Source organism: Pseudomonas sp. P4795 (assembly GCF_048822895.1).
Classification (GTDB): Bacteria; Pseudomonadota; Gammaproteobacteria; order Pseudomonadales; family Pseudomonadaceae; genus Aquipseudomonas.
On the sequence record NZ_JBMFBT010000002.1, the window covers coordinates 18,332 to 38,358 of the forward strand.

Below are 20,027 nucleotides of genomic sequence, written 5' to 3' on the forward strand. Positions count from 1 at the left end.
GCCGGCGCTGAACTCAGACCGGCTGCAACGGCATCGTCAGTTCAACCCGCAAGCCATCCGGGCGGCTGTCGAAATGCAGGGTGCAGGCGCAACGCTGGACGATCGCTTGGACAATCGCCAGCCCCAGACCGCAACCGGTGCTCTGACCGTTGCGCCAGAAACGCTGGGTCAGATGCTGCAGATCATCCGCGGCAATTCCCGGCCCGTGATCACGCACCAGAAAGCGCACGCGGTTGCCGGTGGTTTCCAGACTCAGCTCCACCGCCCCTTCCGTAGGAGTATGACGCAGCGCGTTGTCGAGCAAATTGCGCAGCGCGGCAATCGACAGCACCGCCGGCATTTGCAACGGCGCACTGGACAGCACATCGGGCAAGTGCAGCTTGATGCGTTGCCGCTCGCCGCTCGCCGAGTCCTGAATTGCCAGCCGCGCCACTTGCTCGGCGCTGCACTGCACGCCGTCATCGAATGAAAGACTGCCCTCGACCCGCGCCAGCAACAGCAATTGCTCAAGCGTGCGATGCAATCGGTCGGCGCCCTCCTCGGCCCGCGCCAACGACTGATCGCGAGCGCTGCCCTCGGTCATGCGCGCGACCTGCAGGTGGGTCTTGATCGCCGTTAGCGGGCTGCGCAATTCATGCGCGGCGTCGCCGGTCAGTCGGCGTTCGCGCTCAATGGTTTTGCCGATGCGCTGGAACAGTTGATTCTGCGTGTCGAGCAACGGTTTCAGTTCGCTGGGAAACGCCTGCAACTGCAGTGGTTCGAGCGAATCGGCATTGCGCCGCATCAAGGCTTCGCGCAGTCGATTGAGCGGCGCCAGCCCCTGACCGATCCCCAGCCACAGCAGACACAAGCAACCGAGCAACGCCACGCCGACCGGCACCGACGCTGCCAGCAGAATCGACATGTTCAGCGCTTCGCGCTCGATCACCCGATCCGCTGTGGTGATGCGCACATCACCGCGCGCCAAAGTAAAACTGCGCCACGGCGCGCCGTCGATCATCTGGTCGTGGAAGCCCATTTTCTCGGCTTCCAGCGTTTCCTCGGGGTTGTTGTGGCTGCGGGCGAGAATTTCCCCGCGCAACGAGCTGACCTGACAGGCCATACCGCCGGGAATGTTCAATTGTTCGGCACTGAAATGCGTGCCCTCGCCCTTGCTCGGCAAGGTTGGCAGCTGCTCGAGCAGCCCGGCCACCATGCGCGCCGAGGCCACCAGGCGCTGGTCGAGGGAGAACATCATCTGATTGCGCAGATCACTGAGCATCCAGGCCGCCGCAAGCGCCCAGATCAGCGCAAACGCGGCGCCGAGGGTCAGACTCAAACGCAGACGCAGACTCATCACTTCGGTGGTTCTCCGCCATCCGCCGGGCCGAGGCGATACCCCAGACCGCGCACGGTTTCGACGATGCCTTTGCCGAGTTTGCTGCGCAGGTGATGAATGTGCACGTTGAGCGCGTTGCTCTCCAATTCGTCGTTGAAACCGTAGACGCTGTCCTTCAACTGCTCGGTGGACAGCACTCGGCCACGGTTATGCAGCAAGGCTTGCAACAGCGACTGCTCACGGCGCGACAAATCTATCGAGCGCCCGGCGAGCATGGTTTCGCGGCTGCTCGGGTCATAAGTCAGCGCGCCATGTTCGATCAGATTGACGCTGCGCCCGGCCACTCGTCGCAATAGCGTTTGCAGACGGGCGAACAGTTCACGCAGGTCGAAGGGTTTGAGCAGGTAATCATCAGCACCCGACTGCAAGCCGTCGACGCGGTCGGTGACCGAATCGCGCGCGGTGAGGATCAGCACCGGAATCTCCAGGCCATGCTGGCGCAGTTGCTGCAACAGCTTGAGGCCGTCCTCGTCGGGCAAACCGAGGTCGAGTACCATCACGTCGAATTCAGCGACCTTGAGGATCGCCCGCGCCTTCGAGGCAGTGTTAACGTGCTCGACAGTCAGGCCTTGCGCCGTCAGACCGGCAACGATGCCACTGGCGATCAACTCATCGTCTTCACAAACCAGTACGTGCATGGTGAGTCCCGTATAAAAAAGCTGATTAGGCCGCTGGCCGATTAAGCCGACATTATGCCTCCAACACCGCACCGACAAGGGCGTCACGGTTAATCCAAGGTTAATCGGCGCCGCACATTGTGCACCTCAATTGCACATGGACAAGGCACCTTAATGCGTCATTTATTTTTGATGTTTGCACTGTTGATCTCGGGCCTGGCCCAGGCAGGCAACGATCCGTTTGCAGCAAAACCGGACTTTCTACCGGTAGACAAGGCATTCGTACTGACTTCAGAACGCCTGGAATCCGGTGAAACTCAGCTGTTCTGGCAGATTGCCGACGGCTATTACCTGTATCAGAAACGCCTGAAATTCGACGGACTCGCCGCAGAGCATGCGCCAGTGTTGCCCGCGGGCGAATCCCACAGTGATGAATTCTTCGGCGAACAACCGGTGTATCGCCAGGGCCTGGAGCTGAAGATTCCGGCAGGCGCCAGCGGCCAGATCAAGGTCGGTTATCAAGGCTGCGCCGATGCCGGCCTGTGCTATCCGCCGCAAACCCGCGTGATTGATCTCGGCGGCAAAGCGACTGCAACTGGCAGCGCTGAAGCACCTGATCAAGCGCTGGCGAGCAATCTGCAACAGCGCTCGCTGGGCTGGAGCCTGCTGGTGTTCTTCGGCCTCGGGCTGCTGCTGGCATTCACGCCTTGCACGTTGCCGATGCTGCCGATCCTCGCAGGTATGGTTGTCGGCAGCGGCGCTACCCCGCGTCGCGGTTTCGCGCTGGCCAGCAGCTATGTGATTTGCATGGCGCTGGTCTACGCGGCAATGGGTGTGATTGCGGCGATGCTTGGGGCCAACCTTCAGGCGTGGTTGCAGAACCCGTGGCTGCTGGGTTCGTTCGCGGCGGTGTTCGTGATTCTGGCGCTGCCGATGTTCGGCTTCTTTGAGTTGCAATTGCCGGTGGCGCTGCGTGATCGGCTGGAACACGCCTCGCGCAGTCGCAGTGGCGGCAGTTTGATCGGCGCGGGTGTGCTGGGCGCGTTGTCCGGTTTGCTGGTCGGGCCGTGCATGACCGCGCCGCTGGCCGGTGCGCTGCTGTATATCGCGCAAAGCGGCAACGCCGTACACGGTGGGTTGATTCTGTTTGCACTGGGCATCGGCATCGGTGTGCCGCTGTTGCTGCTGGTGACTGTGGGAAATCGTTTCCTGCCCAAACCCGGCGCATGGATGAACCTGCTCAAAGGCGTGTTCGGTTTCCTGTTCCTTGCCACCGCGGTGCTGATGTTACGCCCGGTGCTCGATCCGAGTTTGTGGCTCGGCCTGTGCGGCGCGCTGCTGTTGATCGCAGCCTACTGCGCCTGGAAACAGGCCGAAGGTTTTGGCCGCGTCGCCCAGATGTTTGGCGCCCTCTCGCTGCTGCTGGGTCTGTGGGGCAGTTTGCTGGTGATCGGTGCGGCGGGCGGCAGTGACGATCCGTATCAGCCATTGCAGGTGTACAGCGCAGGCCGCAGCGCCAGTGCCGCGCCGAACGGCCATGAAGCATTCACCACGATCAAGGAACCCGCCGCCCTGCAACGCGAGCTCGACGCGGCCAAGGCGCAGGGCCAATGGGTGTTGCTCGACTACTACGCCGACTGGTGCGTGTCGTGCAAGGTCATGGAAAAACAGGTATTCGGTCAGGCGCGGGTCATGCAGGCGCTGAGCGATGTACGTCTGCTGCGCCTCGACGTCACCGCCGACAACGCTGCCAGCCGCGAGCTGCTCGGCCGTTACAAAGTGCCGGGGCCACCGAGTTTCGTGTGGATCGGCACCGACGGTGAAGAGCGCCGCAGCCAGCGCATCACCGGCGAAGTCGATGCCGATACCTTTCTGCAACGCTGGACCACCACTCGGGACGCCCGTTAATGCTGACGTTCACCCTCGGCACCTTTGCCATCGCGCTCAATCATCTACTGCTGATCAGTGCGTTGGCGCTGGCGACTTTCGTCGGCTGGCGGGTGGCCAAGCGTGGGGGCGACAACCCTGAGTCGGCGCTGTTCAGTCTGTTTCTGATCGGCATGCTCGCGGCGCGCGTGGCGTTTGTCGCCCTGTACTGGGGACATTACCGCAGCGATCCGTGGCAGATCATCGACCTGCGCGATGGCGGTTTTCTCGCCTGGCCCGGCGTGATCGTGCTGCTGCTGGTGGCGCTGTATCGCGGCTGGCGCCGCCCGGGATTGCGCCGCCCATTGGGTTTTGGCGTGGTCAGTGGCGTGGCCTTCTGGCTGCTCGCGACCTTGTCACTGAACATCTACGAACAAGGCACACGTCTTCCGGACATCAGTCTGCGCAATGCCGCCGGGGAAACCATAAAACTCAGCGACTATCAGGGCGGCCCGCTGGTGATCAACCTGTGGGCAACCTGGTGCCCGCCATGCCGCCGGGAAATGCCGGTGCTGGAAAACGCTCAGCAACAACGTCCGGATCTGACTTTCCTGTTCGTCAATCAGGCCGAGAGCATGCAAAGCGTCGCGACCTATCTCGAAACCCAGGGCCTGAGCCTGAGCAACGTGCTGTTTGATCGCGGCGGTCATCTCGGTCAAGCCGTGGGTTCCATGGCATTGCCGACTACGCTGTTCTATAGCCCTGACGGTCGCTTGCTGTCGAGCCATCTGGGCGAACTGTCGAACGCCAGCCTGGCGCGCGCACTGGAAAATTTTGATACCCCGGCCGCCACTCCGAATCCGGCCACCTCTTCTTCAAGGAAACTGCCATGCCCCGCTTCCGCCACCTGCTGACGCTGTCCCTCGGCGCTGCTCTGCTGCACTTGCCGGCGGTGCAGGCCGCTGAAGAACTGCCAGAAGCAATCAAGAAGATCGAAGCCAAAGGCGCAAAAATCGTCGGCCAGTTCGACGCCCCGGACGGTCTGCGCGGCTATGCGGCGCAATATCAGAATCGCGGCATGGCGCTGTACCTGACGCCAGACGGCAAGCATGTGCTGCTGGGCAATCTGTACGACGCCGACGGCAAGGATCTGAGCAGCGAACCGCTGCAAAAACTCGTCTACGCGCCGATGGCCAAGGAAGTCTGGGCCAAGTTCGAGGCGAGCAACTGGATTCAGGACGGCAATAAGGATGCACCGCGCACGGTGTACCTGTTCAGCGATCCCAACTGCCCGTACTGCAACATGTTCTGGGAGCAGGCGCGGCCATGGGTCAAGTCCGGCAAGGTGCAACTGCGCCACATCATGGTCGGCATTATCCGCGAAGACAGCCCGGCCAAATCCGCCGCCCTGCTGGCCGCCAAGGACCCGAGCAAAGCCCTCGAAGATCACGAGAAGGCCGGCAAGGCCAGTACGCTGAAAGCGTTAAAGGACATTCCAGTCGCCGTGCAGACCAAACTGGCGGCGAACATGCAATTGATGGAAGACCTCGACCTGCAAGCCACCCCGGCGATCTTCTACATGGACGACAAAGGCGAACTGCAACAACAGCAAGGTGCGCCGACGGCGGAGAAACTGGCGAAGATTCTCGGCCCGAAATAATCTGCCGCTGCTCCCGCACTATGTGCGGGAGCAATCACCACTGACAAGGTTCGCACCGACCAATGATGTCTTCCAGGTCGTCTGTCGCGCCTTGCTCTGTCAGAAACTCCGTCACCTCATCGCTCCACGCCCGATCTGAAGCGATGCCCGCCCATGTATGAGTTCCCGCCCAGTGGTAGGGCCGATCATCAAAGGTGTGAATCAACGCCTGATTCAAAGTTCGTACATCAAAATCAGGGTTTTTTGCGCTTTGCAGCATTAACGAACTCAGCACGCGTTGTTGCGCACTGCCACACAATCTGACCTCTCTCGCCTCAGTTGAACTCAAAACAATAAATGTCGGTTGGATGCACTCGGTGATTGCAGCCTGCAACCGGTAGTGCCCGTCGATAATCACGTACGAACACATTCCGCCGACATACCACAGCAGAATTGGCGGCAAGCTGCCTTCTCTGGCTTTTTTGCGCCACCACTTCATCCGCCCCGTCAATGGATCGACCGTATGCAACCCGATCAGTTGCCCCAAACTCCAGTCGAGCCACTTAACTTTTTCTGGCTGTAAATTGTCGAGAATCCCGTCGCCATGCAGCGACCAAGTGGGCAAATGACTGGAAGCGTCCTGCGGCGTGGAAAAATACCAGGCGCTCACACCCTCTCCACGTTTTCTGCGCGCAGGGGTAGGCAGCATGGGGCGTGCCACCCAGTGACCGGGATACAGAAAGTCCGGCTGGTGCTCCGTCAAGCGCTTGATGAAGTATCGGCTCCAGGCTTTGATGCGCTGTTCGGGAGGTAATTGGAGATGGCGTTCGACGTCTGCCGAATCGATGGCGGGCACCGTAGGCATTTCCGATTGTATGAGCTGAGGGTTGCGCACCAGCCACGCACCGTAATACGAAGTGGCAATAGTTGCCCACAGCAACGGCGTATCGTTAAGCATCAACTTCAGCCGATCATTGTTCCCGCTAAGCAGATGAAGCGCAGGCTTGCCCTGCCTCGGGCGATTGACATCAATGCTCAGTCCCGCCCAATGCCCCGCAAGGTCTTCAAGATCACGCCAGAAAAATTGTTCCACATCAGTCCCTTGATAAGTGCCCAAACTTCCGGATTTGGCAACCCGGATTGTTTGCTTCGCTGTATGGCCACAGCGAGCAGGCGCGACTATACCAAAGCGGCAAATACCAACGTTGCATCGGCTGCCGTGAGGGTGCGATGGCTTCACGGTGACGGGGCTGACGCCATCGCGGGCAAGTCGAATCGTCGCACCGCCGCTCCCACAGTTTCTGCGGTGAACACAAATGTTGTGAACGCCACTGACCCTGTGGGAGCTGGCTTGCCAGCGATGAGGCCAGCATAGGCGCTGAAGATTACAGACCCTCCAGCTCCGCCATCAGATCATTCAGGCGATCCACCTTGTCCTCGGTGATGTCACTCGCCGCCAACCCGTCGATGTACTCCGCCAGTTCCGCCACCGTGCTGCACTCGAACATCGCTCGCAGCGGCACGTCGCGTTGCAGGGTTTTCTGTACCCGCGAAGCAATTTGCGTCGCCAGCAATGAATGCCCGCCCAGTTCGAAGAAGTTGTCGCGCACACCCACCTTGTCGACCTTGAGCACCTCGGCCCAAATGTCGGCCAGGGTCTGCTCCAGCTCGTTGCGCGGGGCCAGGTAATCCTGGCTCTGCAACTGACCGATCTCCAGCGCAGGCAGGGCTTTGCGGTCGAGTTTGCCGTTGGCATTGAGCGGCATCCGCTCGAGCCACAACCAGTGCAGCGGCACCATGTATTCCGGCAGCTCAGTGCGCAGGCGCTGCTTGATGCGCTCCAGACGTTCGCTTGGATTCAGCACGGAATCGGATGCAACCAGATAGCCAACCAAGTGTTTGCCGTTGACGCCTTCCTGCACGCCGACCGCCGCATCACGCACTTCCGGTTGTTCGTGCAGCCGTGCCTCGATTTCACCGAGTTCGATGCGGTAACCGCGAATCTTCACTTGATGATCGACCCGACCGACATATTCCAACACCCCGTCGCTGCGACGCCGCGCCAGATCACCGGTGCGATACAGACGCTCGCCCGCCGCACCGAACGGATTCGGCACGAACACCGGTGCAGTGCGCAGCGGATCGCTGACATAACCGCGACCAACCCCGGTCCCGGCCACACACAATTCGCCCACGGCACCCAGCGGCACCAGTTCCAGCGCACCATCGAGCAGATAGAGCAAGTTATTGTCGGTCGGCGTCCCGATCGGCAGATAGCTGCCGCGTGTCGATTGCATATCCACGCGGAAGAACGCCACGTCATCCGAGCATTCCGCCGGGCCGTAAGCGTTGACCAGACCAATCTCTGGATAACGCAGCAGCCATTGATGCGCCAGTTCCGGCGGCATCGCTTCACCGGTCGGCAGCATCCAGCGCAAGCCATCGAGGCTCAGACGCTCCGAGGCGAGCATGCCCTGAATCAGTGACGGCACGCTCTCAAGCACAGTGATGCCCTGCTGCTGCACATGCACCAGCAAGCCTTGCGGATCGTGGGCGATGGTGTTCGGCACGATGTCCACGCGCGCACCGAACAGCGGCGCGGCGAGGAATTGCCAGACCGAAATGTCGAAGCTTTGCGAAGCGGTCTGCGCGATCACGTCAGCCTCGCTCAGGTTCAGGTAAGGCACCTTGCTCAGTTGGTTGTTGAGCATGCCCCGCTGTTCAACCATCACGCCTTTGGGCAATCCGGTGGAACCCGAGGTGTAGATCACGTAAGCGAGGTTGTCCGGCCCGCTATAGATGCCAGGGTTTTCAGACGAGGCCACGCCAGCCTGAACCTCCTCCCACACCAGCAACCTTGGACGATTGGAACAGCCGAACTCATCCAGCAACGCCAGCGCCTGCTCACGGCAAGCCTCGCTGCACACTAGAATCGGCGTGCGGCTCATGTCGATGATCCGATGCAGACGCGAACCCGGCAGCCCCGGGTCCAGCGGCAGATAACCCGCCCCAGCCTTGAAGCTGCCGATGATCATGCCCAGCAGATCGAGATTACGCTCGGCCAGTAGCGCCACCGGTTGATCCATCTGCACGCCGGCCGCAACCAATGCATGGCCGAGACGGTTGGCGCGCTGGTTCAGCACCTCATAGCTTTGCTGCTGATCAATGCAACTCGCGGCAATGCGCTGTGGATGCGCCGCCACTTGTGCTTCAAACAACTCGACGTAGCTTTGCTCCAGTGGATAGTCGTGCGCACTCTGGTTGCAACCGTGCAGCAGGAAATCCTGCTCTTCAGAACCCAGCAGCGGCAGATCGGCCATGTCGCCATGGAAGCCGTCGACCAGCGCCAGCAGCAAACGCTTGAACTCGCCGAGCATGCGCTCGATGGTCGATTCGTCGAAGTAACGCTGGTCGTAAGACAGGTGCAAGCCGAGGTCATCGCCCGGATAGCAGACCGCCGTCAGCGGGAAGTTAGTGTGCGTACGCCCCGAATCCGAGGTCGCATTAAGGCTCTGCGCGCGATCCAGCACAGAGACTTCAACCGGGGCGTTCTCGAACACGAACAGGCTGTCGAACAGCGGCTGGCCTTTGGGCAGTTCGCTCTGCTCCTGGATGTTCACCAGCGGCAGGTATTCGTACTCGCGCAGCTGCATGTTGCTGTCGAGCAAAGCGCTGAGCCACTGACGTACGCTGGAGCGCTGATCGTCCTCAGGCATCTGCACCCGCAGTGCGATGCTGTTGATGAACAGGCCGACGGTGCGCTGCATCTCAGGCATTTCCACCGGACGTCCGGCCACGGTCACGCCGAACAACACGTCGCGATCCCCGCTCAAGCGCCGCAGCACCAGTGCCCACGCCGCTTGGGCAAAGGTGTTGATGGTCAGTTGATGCGCCTGAGCCAACTCGCGCAGGCGAGCGCCATCCTCGACATTCAGTCGGGTGTAGCGGTCGCCGACGATCATGCCGCCGCTTTCGCCCGCGTGTTCACGCAGGAATGGCCGGTCGCTCGGGATCGGCGTGGTGCGCTCGAAACCTTGCAGATTCTGTTGCCACCACTGCCGCGCCTCGGCGAGGTTCTGGCGTTGCAGCCAACCGATGTAATCGCGGTAGCGTGGCGGCACCGACAGTTGTGCATCGCGCCCCTCGCCCAGTGCGCTGTAGATCTCGAAGAAATCGTTCATCAGCAGCGAACGGCACCAGGCGTCGATCAGGATGTGGTGGTTGCTCATCATGAACCAGTAGCGCGCCGCGCCGACCTTGATCAGGCGCAGGTGGAACGGTGCCTGATGGAGCAGATCGAACCCGGCTTCGCGCTCGGCCTTGAGCAGCGCTTGCAGCTTCGGCTCCTGCTCGGCGTCGGCGATGGCGGTCCAGTCGAGATACTCGATCGGCGTGCGCCCCGGCGTGTGAATCACTTGCAGCATGTCTTCGCCGACGTTCCAGCAGAACGAGGCGCGCAACGCTTCGTGACGGGCGATCACCGCTTGCCAGGCCTGGGCAAAACGCTGCGGGTCGAGTTCGCTGTTTATGCGGTAGCGATCCTGCATGTAGTACAGACCGGTGCCCGGTTCGAGCAGGGTGTGCAACAGCATGCCTTCCTGCATCGGCGTCAGCGGATACACGTCTTCGATATGCGCGGCCGGAACCGGCAAGGCATCGAGTTGCGCCTGAGTCAGCTTGGCCAGCGGGAAGTCCGAAGGTGTCAGACCACCCGCCTCATCTTGCAGGCAATGTTCGATCAGGCTGTGCAACTCACCGAGGTAAGCATCGGCCAGATCATTGATGGTCTGCGCGTCGTAACGCTCGGCGCTGAAGGTCCAGCGCAATTGCAGTTCCCCGCCGTAGACCTGACTGTCCACGCTCAATTCGTTAGGTAACGGCGCCTGCGGATCGTGTGCCGCGCCGACCGCTTCATCCAGTGGACGGAACAGCGCATCGCTGCCGAAACTCTGGTCGAACTGGCCGAGGTAGTTGAAGGTGATCGGCGCGTTCGGCAGGGCCTCCATGCTGCGCTGGCTGAGGTCATCCGCCAGATAACGCAGCACGCCATAACCCAGGCCTTTATGCGGCACCGCGCGCAGTTGTTCTTTGATTGCCTTGATCGAAGCGTCTTGCCCGGCGGCTTCTTCGATATTGTGCGGGGTCAGGCGCAGCGGGTAGGCGCTGGTGAACCAGCCGACGGTGCGGGTCAGGTCGATCTCGTCGAACAGGGTTTCGCGGCCGTGGCCTTCCAGTTGAATCAGTGCAGATGGCTGACCGCTCCAGCGGCACAGCACCCGGGCCAATGCAGTCAGCAACAAGTCGTTGACCTGCGTGCGGTAAGCGCTCGGTGCCTGTTGCAGCAGTTGTCTGGTGCGCTCGGCATCCAGACGCACGCTGACGGTTTGCGCGTGACGATTCTGTTGCCCGCCCTGCGGATTTTCGCAAGGCAGATCAGCGTTCGACCCGGCCAGTTGCGTTTGCCACCAATTGAGTTCTTCGCGCAGGGATTCGCTGCCAGCGTAGGCCTGCAAGCGCGCCGTCCAGTCTTTGAAGGCACTGGTTTTCGCCGGCAGTTTCACCGATTGCTCGCTGTCGAGTTGGCGATACACGGTTTGCAAATCGTCGAGCAAAACCCGCCACGACACACCGTCAACCACCAAGTGATGGATGGCGATAAACAGCTGTTGCTGCCCTTCAGGACCATCGACCAGCAAGGCGCGCACCAGTGGGCCTTGTGCAAGATCGAGGCTGCGCTGAGCATCGGCGAACAGTGCCGCGCACTTGTCCATCGAGGCCACTCGCACCTGCCACAACACTGGAGCCTCGGACACCGTTTGATGCGCTGCTTGCCACTCGCCATCAACCTCGGTGAAACGCAGGCGCAAGGCGTCATGTTGCTCGATCACCGCCAGCAGCGCTTGTTCCAGACGATGCGGTTCCAGCGCGACAGTCGGCTCCAGCAGCAAGGCCTGGTTCCAGTGCTGACGCTCGGGAATATCAGTGTCGAAGAACCAGTGCTGAATCGGCGTCAGGCGCGATTCACCGGTCACCAAACCTTGTTCGGCCGTCACGCTTTCGCTGCGACTGGCGACAGCAGCCAGAGTCTGCACAGTCTGATGCTGGAACAGATCACGCGGGCTGAAATGAATGCCCTGCTGGCGCGCACGGCTGACCACTTGAATCGACAGAATCGAGTCGCCGCCGAGTTCGAAGAAGTTGTCGTTGAGGCCGACTTGCTGGACGTTGAGCACGTCGCACCAGATCTGCGCCAGGGTCTGTTCGAGTTCGTTGCTCGGCACCACGTAATCCTGACGATTGTGCTCAGGATCCGGCGCCGGCAGCGCGCGACGGTCGAGTTTGCCGTTAGCAGTCAGCGGCATGCTCGCCAGCAGAATCAGGTGCGTCGGCACCATGTAATCCGGCAGTTGCGCCTTGAGGTGAGACTTGAGTGCGTCGCGCAGCTCGGCTTGTTTGGCCTCGTTCTGTTCGGCGACTTCGGTGACCAGGTAGCCGACCAGTTGCTTGCCGCTTGGCGCATCGAGTGCCAACACCACAGCTTCGCGGATCGACGCATGATCGAGCAGGCGCGTTTCGATTTCGCCCAACTCGATACGGAAACCACGGATTTTCACCTGATGGTCAATGCGGCCGAGGTATTCAACCAAACCATCGGCACGTTGGCGCACCAGGTCGCCGGTGCGATACATGCGTCCGCCATCAGCGGCAAACGGGTCAGCAACAAAACGCTCGGCAGTGATGCCGGCGCGGTCGTGATAACCCTGGGCCAGACCGGCGCCGCCGACGAACAATTCACCCGTCGCGCCTTGCGGCACCAACGCCAGATCGGCGTCGAGAATGTAGGCCACGCGAGCACCGATCACGCTGCCGATCGGCACGCTGCCCGCGCCCTCTTCCAGCACTTCCGGCGCCAGACTGGCGAGAGGCATGACCACCGTTTCAGTCGGGCCGTAGGCGTTGAAGAACAGGCTCGGCTTGAACGCCGCGCGAATCCGTTGCAGGTGTTCGCCGGTCAGCGCTTCGCCACCGGTGATGATCATGCGTACCGGCAGAATCTCGTTCTGCGTCGCTAGCCATTGCGCCAACTGGCTGCCGTAGCTTGGGGTGAAGCCGAGAATGTTGATTTGATGATCGCGAATCAGACCGCAGATTTCTTCAGCATCCCACTGACCCTGCGCGCGCAACACCACTTGCGCGCCGCTGAGAAGCGGCACAAGCAAACGCTCGGTGGCGGCGTCGAAGTTGATCGAATAAAAGTGCAGTTCGCAATCGTCCGGGCGCATGCCGAAGCGCTCGATCACCGCACGGCAATGCATGGCGATTTCACCGTGGGAAACCACCACGCCTTTCGGCTTGCCGGTCGAGCCCGAGGTGTAAATCAGGTAGGCCTGATGTTGCGGCAGGCTGATTAATGGCAGTTCGGTTGCCGGGTAATCGGCCAGTGCGGCGCTATCGTCTTCCAGGCACCAGCGCGCCACGCTAGGCGGCAGATCACCGAGAGCTTTGAACATCGCGCGGTCGCTGAGCAGCAGACCGATGCGGCTGTCTTCGATCATGTAATGCAGACGGTCGAGCGGGTATTCCGGATCCAGCGGCACATAGGCGCCGCCAGCCTTGAGAATCGCCAGCAGGCCGACAACCATTTCCAGCGAACGCTCCAGCGCCAGACCCACGCGCACTTGCGGGCCGACTCCACGCTCACGCAGTGCCCAGGCCAGCCGATTGGCGCGGGCGTCGAGTTCGGCGTAGCTCAGGGTGTGACCGGCGAAAGTCAGGGCCGGCGCGTCTTTGCGCAGCAATGCCTGCTCGGCGAACAGATGATGAATGCACTGGTCCAGACGATGCTCACCCGGCTCGACGCCGAGGCTTTCCAGCAGTTGCTGTTGCTCAGGTTTGTCGAGCAGCGGCAATTCGCTGAGGCGCTGCTGCGGATCGGCGATCAGTGCTTCCAGCAGATTGCGCCAATGCCCGGCCATGCGTGCAATGGTCGGCTCGTCGAACAGATCGGTGCTGTACGTCAGGCAGCAACCGAGGCGATGATCGAGGTCGGTGACTTCCAGATTGAGGTCGAACTTGGTCGCCCGCGCATCGTTGGCCAGGTACTCGACGGTCATCCCGGCGAGCATGCGGCTCTGCTGGAATTCCCAACGCTGCACGTTGCACATCACCTGGAACAGCGGGTTGTAGGCAGCGCTGCGCGGTGGCTGCAAAGCCTCGACCAAATGATCGAACGGCAGATCCTGATGCGACTGGCCTTCGATGACGGTATGGCGCACCTGCTCGAACAACGCGCCGACCGACATCTGGCCGTCGAGCTGGCAACGCAGCACCTGAGTGTTGAGGAACGCGCCGATCAGCCCTTCACTTTCCGGGCGAATGCGGTTGGCTACCGGCGCGCCGATACGCAGATCGGTCTGGCCGCTGTAGCGGTAAAGCAGCACGGACAGTGCGGCAGTCATGGTCATGAACAGGGTCAGACCGTTCTGCGCATTGAACGCACGAACGCGGGCGGCGAGTTCATCGCTCAGATCGAAACGGAACAGTTCACCTTGATGGCTTTGCACGGGAGGACGCGGACGGTCGCCGGGCAATTCCAGCAGCGGATGTTCGCGACCGAGTTGCGCGGTCCAGTAATCGAGCTGACGTTGACGCTCGCCGGACTCCAGCCAGTTGCGCTGCCACACGCTGTAATCGAGGTATTGCACCGGCAGCGGTTCGAGCGGCGATTCACGATCATCGACAAATGCTTCGTACAACGCGCTGAGTTCGCGGGCAAAGATGTCCATCGCCCAGCCTTCGGTGACGATGTGATGCAGGGTCAGGACGAAGTAGTGTTCTTGCTCGGCGGTCTTGACCAGACAGGCGCGCAGCAACGGACCGGCTTCCAGATCGAATGGCAGGTGCGCTTCGGCGTCGGCCAGTTGCTGGACTTTTTGCTCTCGCAGGTCAGCCGCGAAGCTGGAGAAATCCTTCCAGTCCATGCGCACGCCAGTCTCGGCATGCACCTGCTGACGGGCCACGCCGTCGACACTCGGGAATGTAGTGCGCAGGGTCTCGTGACGCAGGATCAGCGCTTGCAACGCCGCTTCGAAACGCCCGACATCCATTACCCCGCGCAAACGCGCCATGCCGCCGACGTTGTACGCCGGGCTGTCCGGCTCCATCTGCCAGAGGAACCACATGCGTTGCTGCGAATAGGACAGCGGCACCGGTTGGCTGCGTTCGACCTTGTCGATAGGTGGCTGTTTGTTGGTGCGACCGCTGGCCTGAATCAGACGGATCTGCTCGGCGAAGTCGCCCAGTTCACTGTGCTCGAACAACGCACGCAACGGCAGCTCGACGTCGCAGGCCTGACGGGTGCGCGAGATGATTTGTGTGGCCAGCAGCGAGTGACCGCCGAGGGCGAAAAAGTCGTCGCGCAGGCCAACTTGCGTCAGACCCAGCACCTGGCGCCAGATCGCGGCGATCTGCTGCTCAAGCGCGCTGACCGGCTCGACGTGCTCGCGCACCTGCCATTGCGGCTCGGGCAAGGCGCGACGGTCGAGTTTGCCGCTTGGGCTGAGGGGCATTTGGTCGAGGCGCATGAGTTGCGCCGGGACCATGTATTCCGGCAGCTCGGCAGCGAGTGCGGTTTTCAGGCGTGCGATTTGTGCGTCCTGATCTTCGCTGGCATCGGTCGCGGTGAAGTAACCGATCAGTTGCGCGCCGGCAGCCGTTTCGCGCACCAGCACCACGGCTTGGGCGACGCCATCCTGAGCCAGCAAACGTGCCTGAATTTCTTCCGGCTCGACGCGGAAGCCGCGCAGTTTGACCTGCTGATCGAGACGGCCGAGGTATTCGATCACGCCATCGTTGGTCCAGCATGCACGGTCGCCGGTGCGGTACAAGCGCGCGCCCTGCTCGCCTAAAGGATCGACCACGAAACGTTCGGCGGTCAGCGCCGGGCGACCCAGATATCCACGGGCCAGACCGATACCGCTGATGCACAGCTCACCCGGCACCCCGGCCGGAACCGGATTGAGATCGCTGTCGAGCACGCGGCAGACCACGTTGCCCAGCGGCCGGCCAATCGGCGAACGCTCGCCATCAGCAGTAGTGCAATGCCAGTGGGTGACGTTGATTGCGGTTTCGGTCGGACCATAACGGTTGTGCAGTTGCACCGCTGGCAGTTGCGCCAACACGCGGTTGCGCAGCTCTGCCGGCAACGCTTCACCACCGGAGAACACCCGGCGCAGGCTGGTGCATTCGGCGCTCAAAGGTTCGTCGATGAACAGCGCGAGCAGCGGTGGCACAAAGTGCAGTGTGGTCACGCCGTAATGCTGAACCAGCTGCGCGATGCGATGCGGATCGCGGTGTTCGCCGGGGCCTGCGATCAGCAGGCGTGCGCCAGTGATCAGCGGCCAGAAGCATTCCCACACCGACACGTCGAAACTGATCGGCGCCTTTTGCATCAGCACGTCGGTTTCGTTCAGGCGATAAGTGTTCTGCATCCATTGCAGACGTTCTGCCAATGCGGCGTGGGTGTTGCCGACGCCTTTTGGTTGGCCGGTGGAGCCGGAGGTGTAAATCACATAGGCGAGGTTGTCGCCGTGAAGGTGCAGACCCGGCGCGTGGCTAGGCCAGTTTTCCAGGTGCAGAGTGTCCATGGCAATAACGCTGACGCCGTCACTGGCCGGTAGACGATCGAGTAACGAAGTCTGGGTCAGGAGCAATTCGACGCCGCTGTCGCTGAGCATGTAGGCCAGACGCTCGGCGGGGTAATCCGGGTCCAGCGGCACGTAGGCGCCGCCAGCCTTGATGATCGCCAGCAAGCCGATCAGCAATTGCGGCGAGCGCTCGGCGGCGATTGCTACACACACATCCGGGCCGACGCCCTTGTCGCGCAGGTAATGCGCGAGACGGTTGGCCTGGGCGTGCAGCTCAGCGAAATCGAGGCTGCCACCGTCCCACACCAGCGCGGTGCGTTCAGGTGTATGGCGTACTTGTTCGTTGAGCAGTTCCGGCAGCCATTGTTGCGCGGCGGCACATGGAGCGATGCTCCAGTGTTTTTGCTGCTGGTGTTCGGTGGCAGTCAGCAGTTGCAGGTCGCCGATCGCTTGCTGTGGACGTTCGCAAACTTCGCGCAACAGGTTGCTGAAATGCTCGGCCAGACGCGCGATGGTCGCAGCGTCGAACAGTTCGTCGGCGTAGTCGAACGACAGCGTCAGGCGCCCATTCCGGTCTTCTTCGCTGTGCAGTTGCAGGTCGAACTTGGCTTCGCGGCTGTGCCACGGCAGTTCCTCGGCGAGCAATCCCGGCAGGCGTTTCAGCGCGCTCAAGTCGCGTTGCTGGTGGTTGAACATGACCTGAAACAGACCCTGCTCACGAGCCTGCGGGAAGGCTTCGAGCAGTTGTTCAAACGGCAGATCCTGATGCGCCTGCGCACCGAGTGCGGCTTGACGCGTCTGCGCCAGCAACTCAGTGAACGGCAGACGCGAATCGAGTTCGGCGCGCAGCACCTGGGTGTTGATGAAGAAGCCAATCAGGCCTTGGGTTTCCAGGCGCGGACGGTTGGCATTGGGCACGCCGATGCGGATATCGCGCTGACCGCTGTAGCGATGCAGCAGGCTTTGAAATGCCGAGAGCAACAGCATGAACGACGTGGCTTCGTGCGCCTGTGCAGTCTGGCGAATTGCTTGGCTGAGGCTTACATCCAGTCGCACAGTGTGTCGCGCGGCACTGTGTTTTTGCCTGGCCAAGCGCGGATGATCGGTGGCCAGTTCCAGGGTCGGATGCTCGTCACCCAACTGCGCTTTCCAGTACGCCAGTTGCCGCTCGCCCTCGCCTTGCGCCAGCCATTGGCGCTGCCAACTGCCGTAGTCGGCGTATTGGGTTGGCAGTGGCGCCAGCTCGACGCGCTGGCCTTGCGCGGCGGCGGCGTACAGGCGCGAGAACTCGTAGATCAACACGTTGAGCGACCAGCCGTCAGCGATGATGTGGTGCAGGGTCACCAGCAACTGGTGATCTTCATCGTCGAGGCGGATCAGCGTTACTCGCAGCAGCGGGCCTTTCTCCAGATCGAACTGAGTACGCGCCTGGTCTTCACGGATTTGCTGCGCACGGATTTCACGTTCGGCGATTGGCAGGTCGCTGATGTCGATCAGTTGCAGGTTGAATTCGCCAGCGGCGACGATCTGCTGCAGCGCCACACCATCGCGTTCGAAGAAGCGCGTGCGCAGGGATTCGTGGCGTTCGATCAGTTGCTGGAAACTGGCGCGCAGGGCGTCCTCGTCGAGTTCGCCGCGCAAACGCAGAGCGCCGGGGATGTTGTAGGCGCTGCTTTGCGGGTCAAGTTGCCAGGTGATCCACAGACGGTTTTGCGCCAGCGATTGCGGCAGTGCGTCGTTGCGCCCTAATGTGCTGATCTGGCCTTGGGCGCTGCCGCCGTCCTGTTGCTGACGGGCAACTGCTGCGGCGAACGCGGAAAGCGTCGGCGCTTCGAACAGCAGGCGCAGGTTCAGCTCAAGACCGAGCTCTTCGCGCACCTTGGCGATCACTTGTGTGGCGGCAATCGAGTTGCCGCCGAGCAGGAAGAAGTGATCATCCGCAGCGACCTGTTTGACGCTGAGTTGCTCTGCCCAGATCTTGCCGATGAGGATTTCCAGTTCACTGCCAGAGGCAGTCAAGTCCGAGGTTTGAACCTCGTTCGACGGGAATACCGCGTAGCTGTCGAGGCTACCGTCAGCCAGACGATTGCGGCACGCCGAACGCTGCAGCTTGCCACTGGAAGTCTTCGGCAGCGCGCCCGGATTGAGCAACACCACAACGCTCGGCGCTTCTTGATACGCCTCGGCCACGGCTTGGCGGATGGCTTTGATCAACGCTTCCGGCGGGAGGATTTTCTGCACGCTGCGGCTGATTTCTGCGGCGATGCCGATGCCTTCCTCGCCATTCTGATTGACCGCGAACGCCGCCACGCGACCCTTGCGCACCACCTCGACTTCGTTCTCGACAGTCTGCTCGATGTCCTGCGGATACAGGTTGTGCCCGCGCACGATGAGCATGTCTTTCAGGCGCCCGGTGATGAACAGTTCGCCGTCACGCATGAAGCCCAGATCGCCGGTGCGCAGCCAGGTACGGCCGGCGTGCTCGACGAAGGTTTTGGCGCTGGCTTCAGGGTTGCGCCAGTAGCCGAGGGCGATGCTCGAGCCTGTGGCCCAGACTTCGCCGACGGCATTGTCAGCAAGTTCTTGCAGCGTGTTCGGTTCGACGATCAGCACCGCGTGCCCGGGCTGGCTGATGCCGCAACTCATGATCGGGCTGCCCGCGCCCGGCTCGGCGCGGTTTTGCGCCAATGCGTGATCATCAACGCGCAGATTGGGAATGCCCTTGCCGCGCGGGGTGCCGGCGACGAACAGCGTGGCTTCGGCCAAACCGTACGAGGCCATGAAACTGCTGTCGCTGAATCCGCTGGCGGCGAATTTCTCGGCAAAGCGCTCAAGGGTGTCGAGGCGGATCGGCTCGGAGCCGGAATAGGCCACGCGCCAGCGGCTCAGATCGAGTCGTTCCAGCGCCGATTCGCTGACTCGCTCGCTGCACAAGCGGTAAGCGAAATCCGGCCCGCCGCTGATGGTGCCGCCGTATTGGCTGATCGCTTCGAGCCAGCGCAACGGCCGGCCGAGGAAGTACGCCGGCGACATCAGAATGCATGGCACGCCGCTGAAAATCGGTTGCAGCAGACCGCCGATCAGACCCATGTCGTGATACAGCGGCAGCCAGCTGACGATCACGTCATCCGGGTTCACGTCGATGCCGAAACCGTGGCGGATCAGCAGTTCGTTCGCCACCAGATTGCCGTGGCTGACTTGCACGCCTTTGGGCAGCGCGGTGGAGCCTGAGGTGTATTGCAGAAAGGCGATGTGATCCTGCGGCAAAGTCGGTTCGACCCAGCATTCGGCCAGCGCGCTGTCGAGGGTATCGACGCACAACAGCGGCGGCGCGCCTTCGATCTGCTGTAGGGCGTCGCGCAAGTCGGCGCTGGTCAGCAGCAGTCGTGGCTCGGCGTCGGCAATGATCGACAGCAGGCGTTCCTGATGGTGACGCTTGGTCGACTCCGGCGGATAGGCCGGCACGGCGATCACGCCCGCGTACAGGCAGCCAAAGAACGCCGCGACATAGTCCGGGCCGCTAGGAAACAGCAACACCGCGCGATCACCGAATTCGGCCTCGGCCTGCAACGCGGCGGCAATGCTGCGCGCACGTTGATCGAGTTCGCGGTAACTGAGCGCCACAGCCTGCTCCGCGCTTTCAGCCAAGAAGCGCAAGGCCAGCCGATCCGGCGTCAGGGCCGCGCGGCGCTGGAGGGCTTGGACCAGAGTGCTGGGGAGTTCGAACGCGTCGGTCATGAGGTTTCCTGCCTGAATTCGGCTTGCTGGTGGAATCGGGGTTCGCTGCGTCGCGCCCTTTCAAAGGGCGCGCAGGGCGCGGTCTACGCCGACCGCGCAAGGCACTGGAATGCTGTATGGCCGGGGTTTGCGCCCGAAACCAT

The 20,027-nt window shown here is 61.8% G+C and carries 7 protein-coding genes; 3 read left to right on the plus strand and 4 right to left on the minus strand.

Annotated features, from left to right (window positions below; all coding sequences use genetic code 11):
- Positions 1-13: 13 nt before the first annotated feature.
- Both ACOI8A_RS04365 and ACOI8A_RS04370 read right to left on the minus strand, forming a co-directional pair.
- Positions 14-1,336 (minus strand): ATP-binding protein, encoded by a 1,323-nt coding sequence (locus tag ACOI8A_RS04365; RefSeq protein WP_420650527.1) that lies wholly within the window; start codon positions 1,334-1,336, stop codon positions 14-16.
- Positions 1,336-2,016: a response regulator gene (locus ACOI8A_RS04370; protein ID WP_420650526.1), complete on the minus strand. Its 681-nt coding sequence runs from the start codon at positions 2,014-2,016 to the stop codon at positions 1,336-1,338. Before ACOI8A_RS04370 ends, ACOI8A_RS04365 begins: the two co-directional genes overlap by 1 nt.
- A 153-nt stretch (positions 2,017-2,169) precedes the next feature.
- Here ACOI8A_RS04370 and dsbD point away from each other — a divergent pair, with 153 nt between their 5' ends.
- Genes dsbD through dsbG form a run of 3 tightly spaced genes read left to right on the plus strand, consistent with a single transcriptional unit; the run spans position 2,170 to position 5,521 of the window.
- Entirely contained in the window at positions 2,170-3,903 is a 1,734-nt protein-coding gene (gene dsbD, locus ACOI8A_RS04375; RefSeq protein WP_420650525.1) for a protein-disulfide reductase DsbD, read from the plus strand.
- Entirely contained in the window at positions 3,903-4,775 is an 873-nt protein-coding gene (locus tag ACOI8A_RS04380; protein ID WP_420650524.1) for a prolipoprotein diacylglyceryl transferase family protein, read from the plus strand. The genes dsbD and ACOI8A_RS04380 overlap by 1 nt, the downstream gene beginning before the upstream one ends.
- Complete coding sequence (gene dsbG / locus ACOI8A_RS04385) at positions 4,751-5,521, plus strand: thiol:disulfide interchange protein DsbG (protein WP_420650523.1); 771 nt, start codon at positions 4,751-4,753, stop codon at positions 5,519-5,521. The genes ACOI8A_RS04380 and dsbG overlap by 25 nt, the downstream gene beginning before the upstream one ends.
- A gap of 34 nt (positions 5,522-5,555) precedes the next feature.
- Here dsbG and ACOI8A_RS04390 read toward each other — a convergent pair whose 3' ends face one another.
- Both ACOI8A_RS04390 and ACOI8A_RS04395 read right to left on the minus strand, forming a co-directional pair.
- Positions 5,556-6,593: a ParB/Srx family N-terminal domain-containing protein gene (locus tag ACOI8A_RS04390; protein WP_420650522.1), complete on the minus strand. Its 1,038-nt coding sequence runs from the start codon at positions 6,591-6,593 to the stop codon at positions 5,556-5,558.
- A 292-nt stretch (positions 6,594-6,885) separates the two neighbouring features.
- The gene (locus ACOI8A_RS04395; RefSeq protein ID WP_420650521.1) at positions 6,886-19,884 is read right to left on the minus strand and encodes a non-ribosomal peptide synthetase; all 12,999 of its coding nucleotides are present in this window, start codon (positions 19,882-19,884) and stop codon (positions 6,886-6,888) included.
- Between the last annotated feature and the right edge of the window lie 143 nt (positions 19,885-20,027).

Bases quoted from the DNA above. Each gene is read 5' to 3' on its own strand.
- dsbG (WP_420650523.1), top strand. From the start codon at position 4,751: ATGCCCCGCTTCCGCCACCTGCTGACGCTGTCCCTCGGCGCTGCTCTG.
- ACOI8A_RS04370 (WP_420650526.1), bottom strand. From the start codon at position 2,016: ATGCACGTACTGGTTTGTGAAGACGATGAGTTGATCGCCAGTGGCATC.
- ACOI8A_RS04395 (WP_420650521.1), bottom strand. From the start codon at position 19,884: ATGACCGACGCGTTCGAACTCCCCAGCACTCTGGTCCAAGCCCTCCAG.
- ACOI8A_RS04365 (WP_420650527.1), bottom strand. From the start codon at position 1,336: ATGAGTCTGCGTCTGCGTTTGAGTCTGACCCTCGGCGCCGCGTTTGCG.
- dsbD (WP_420650525.1), top strand. From the start codon at position 2,170: ATGCGTCATTTATTTTTGATGTTTGCACTGTTGATCTCGGGCCTGGCC.
- ACOI8A_RS04380 (WP_420650524.1), top strand. From the start codon at position 3,903: ATGCTGACGTTCACCCTCGGCACCTTTGCCATCGCGCTCAATCATCTA.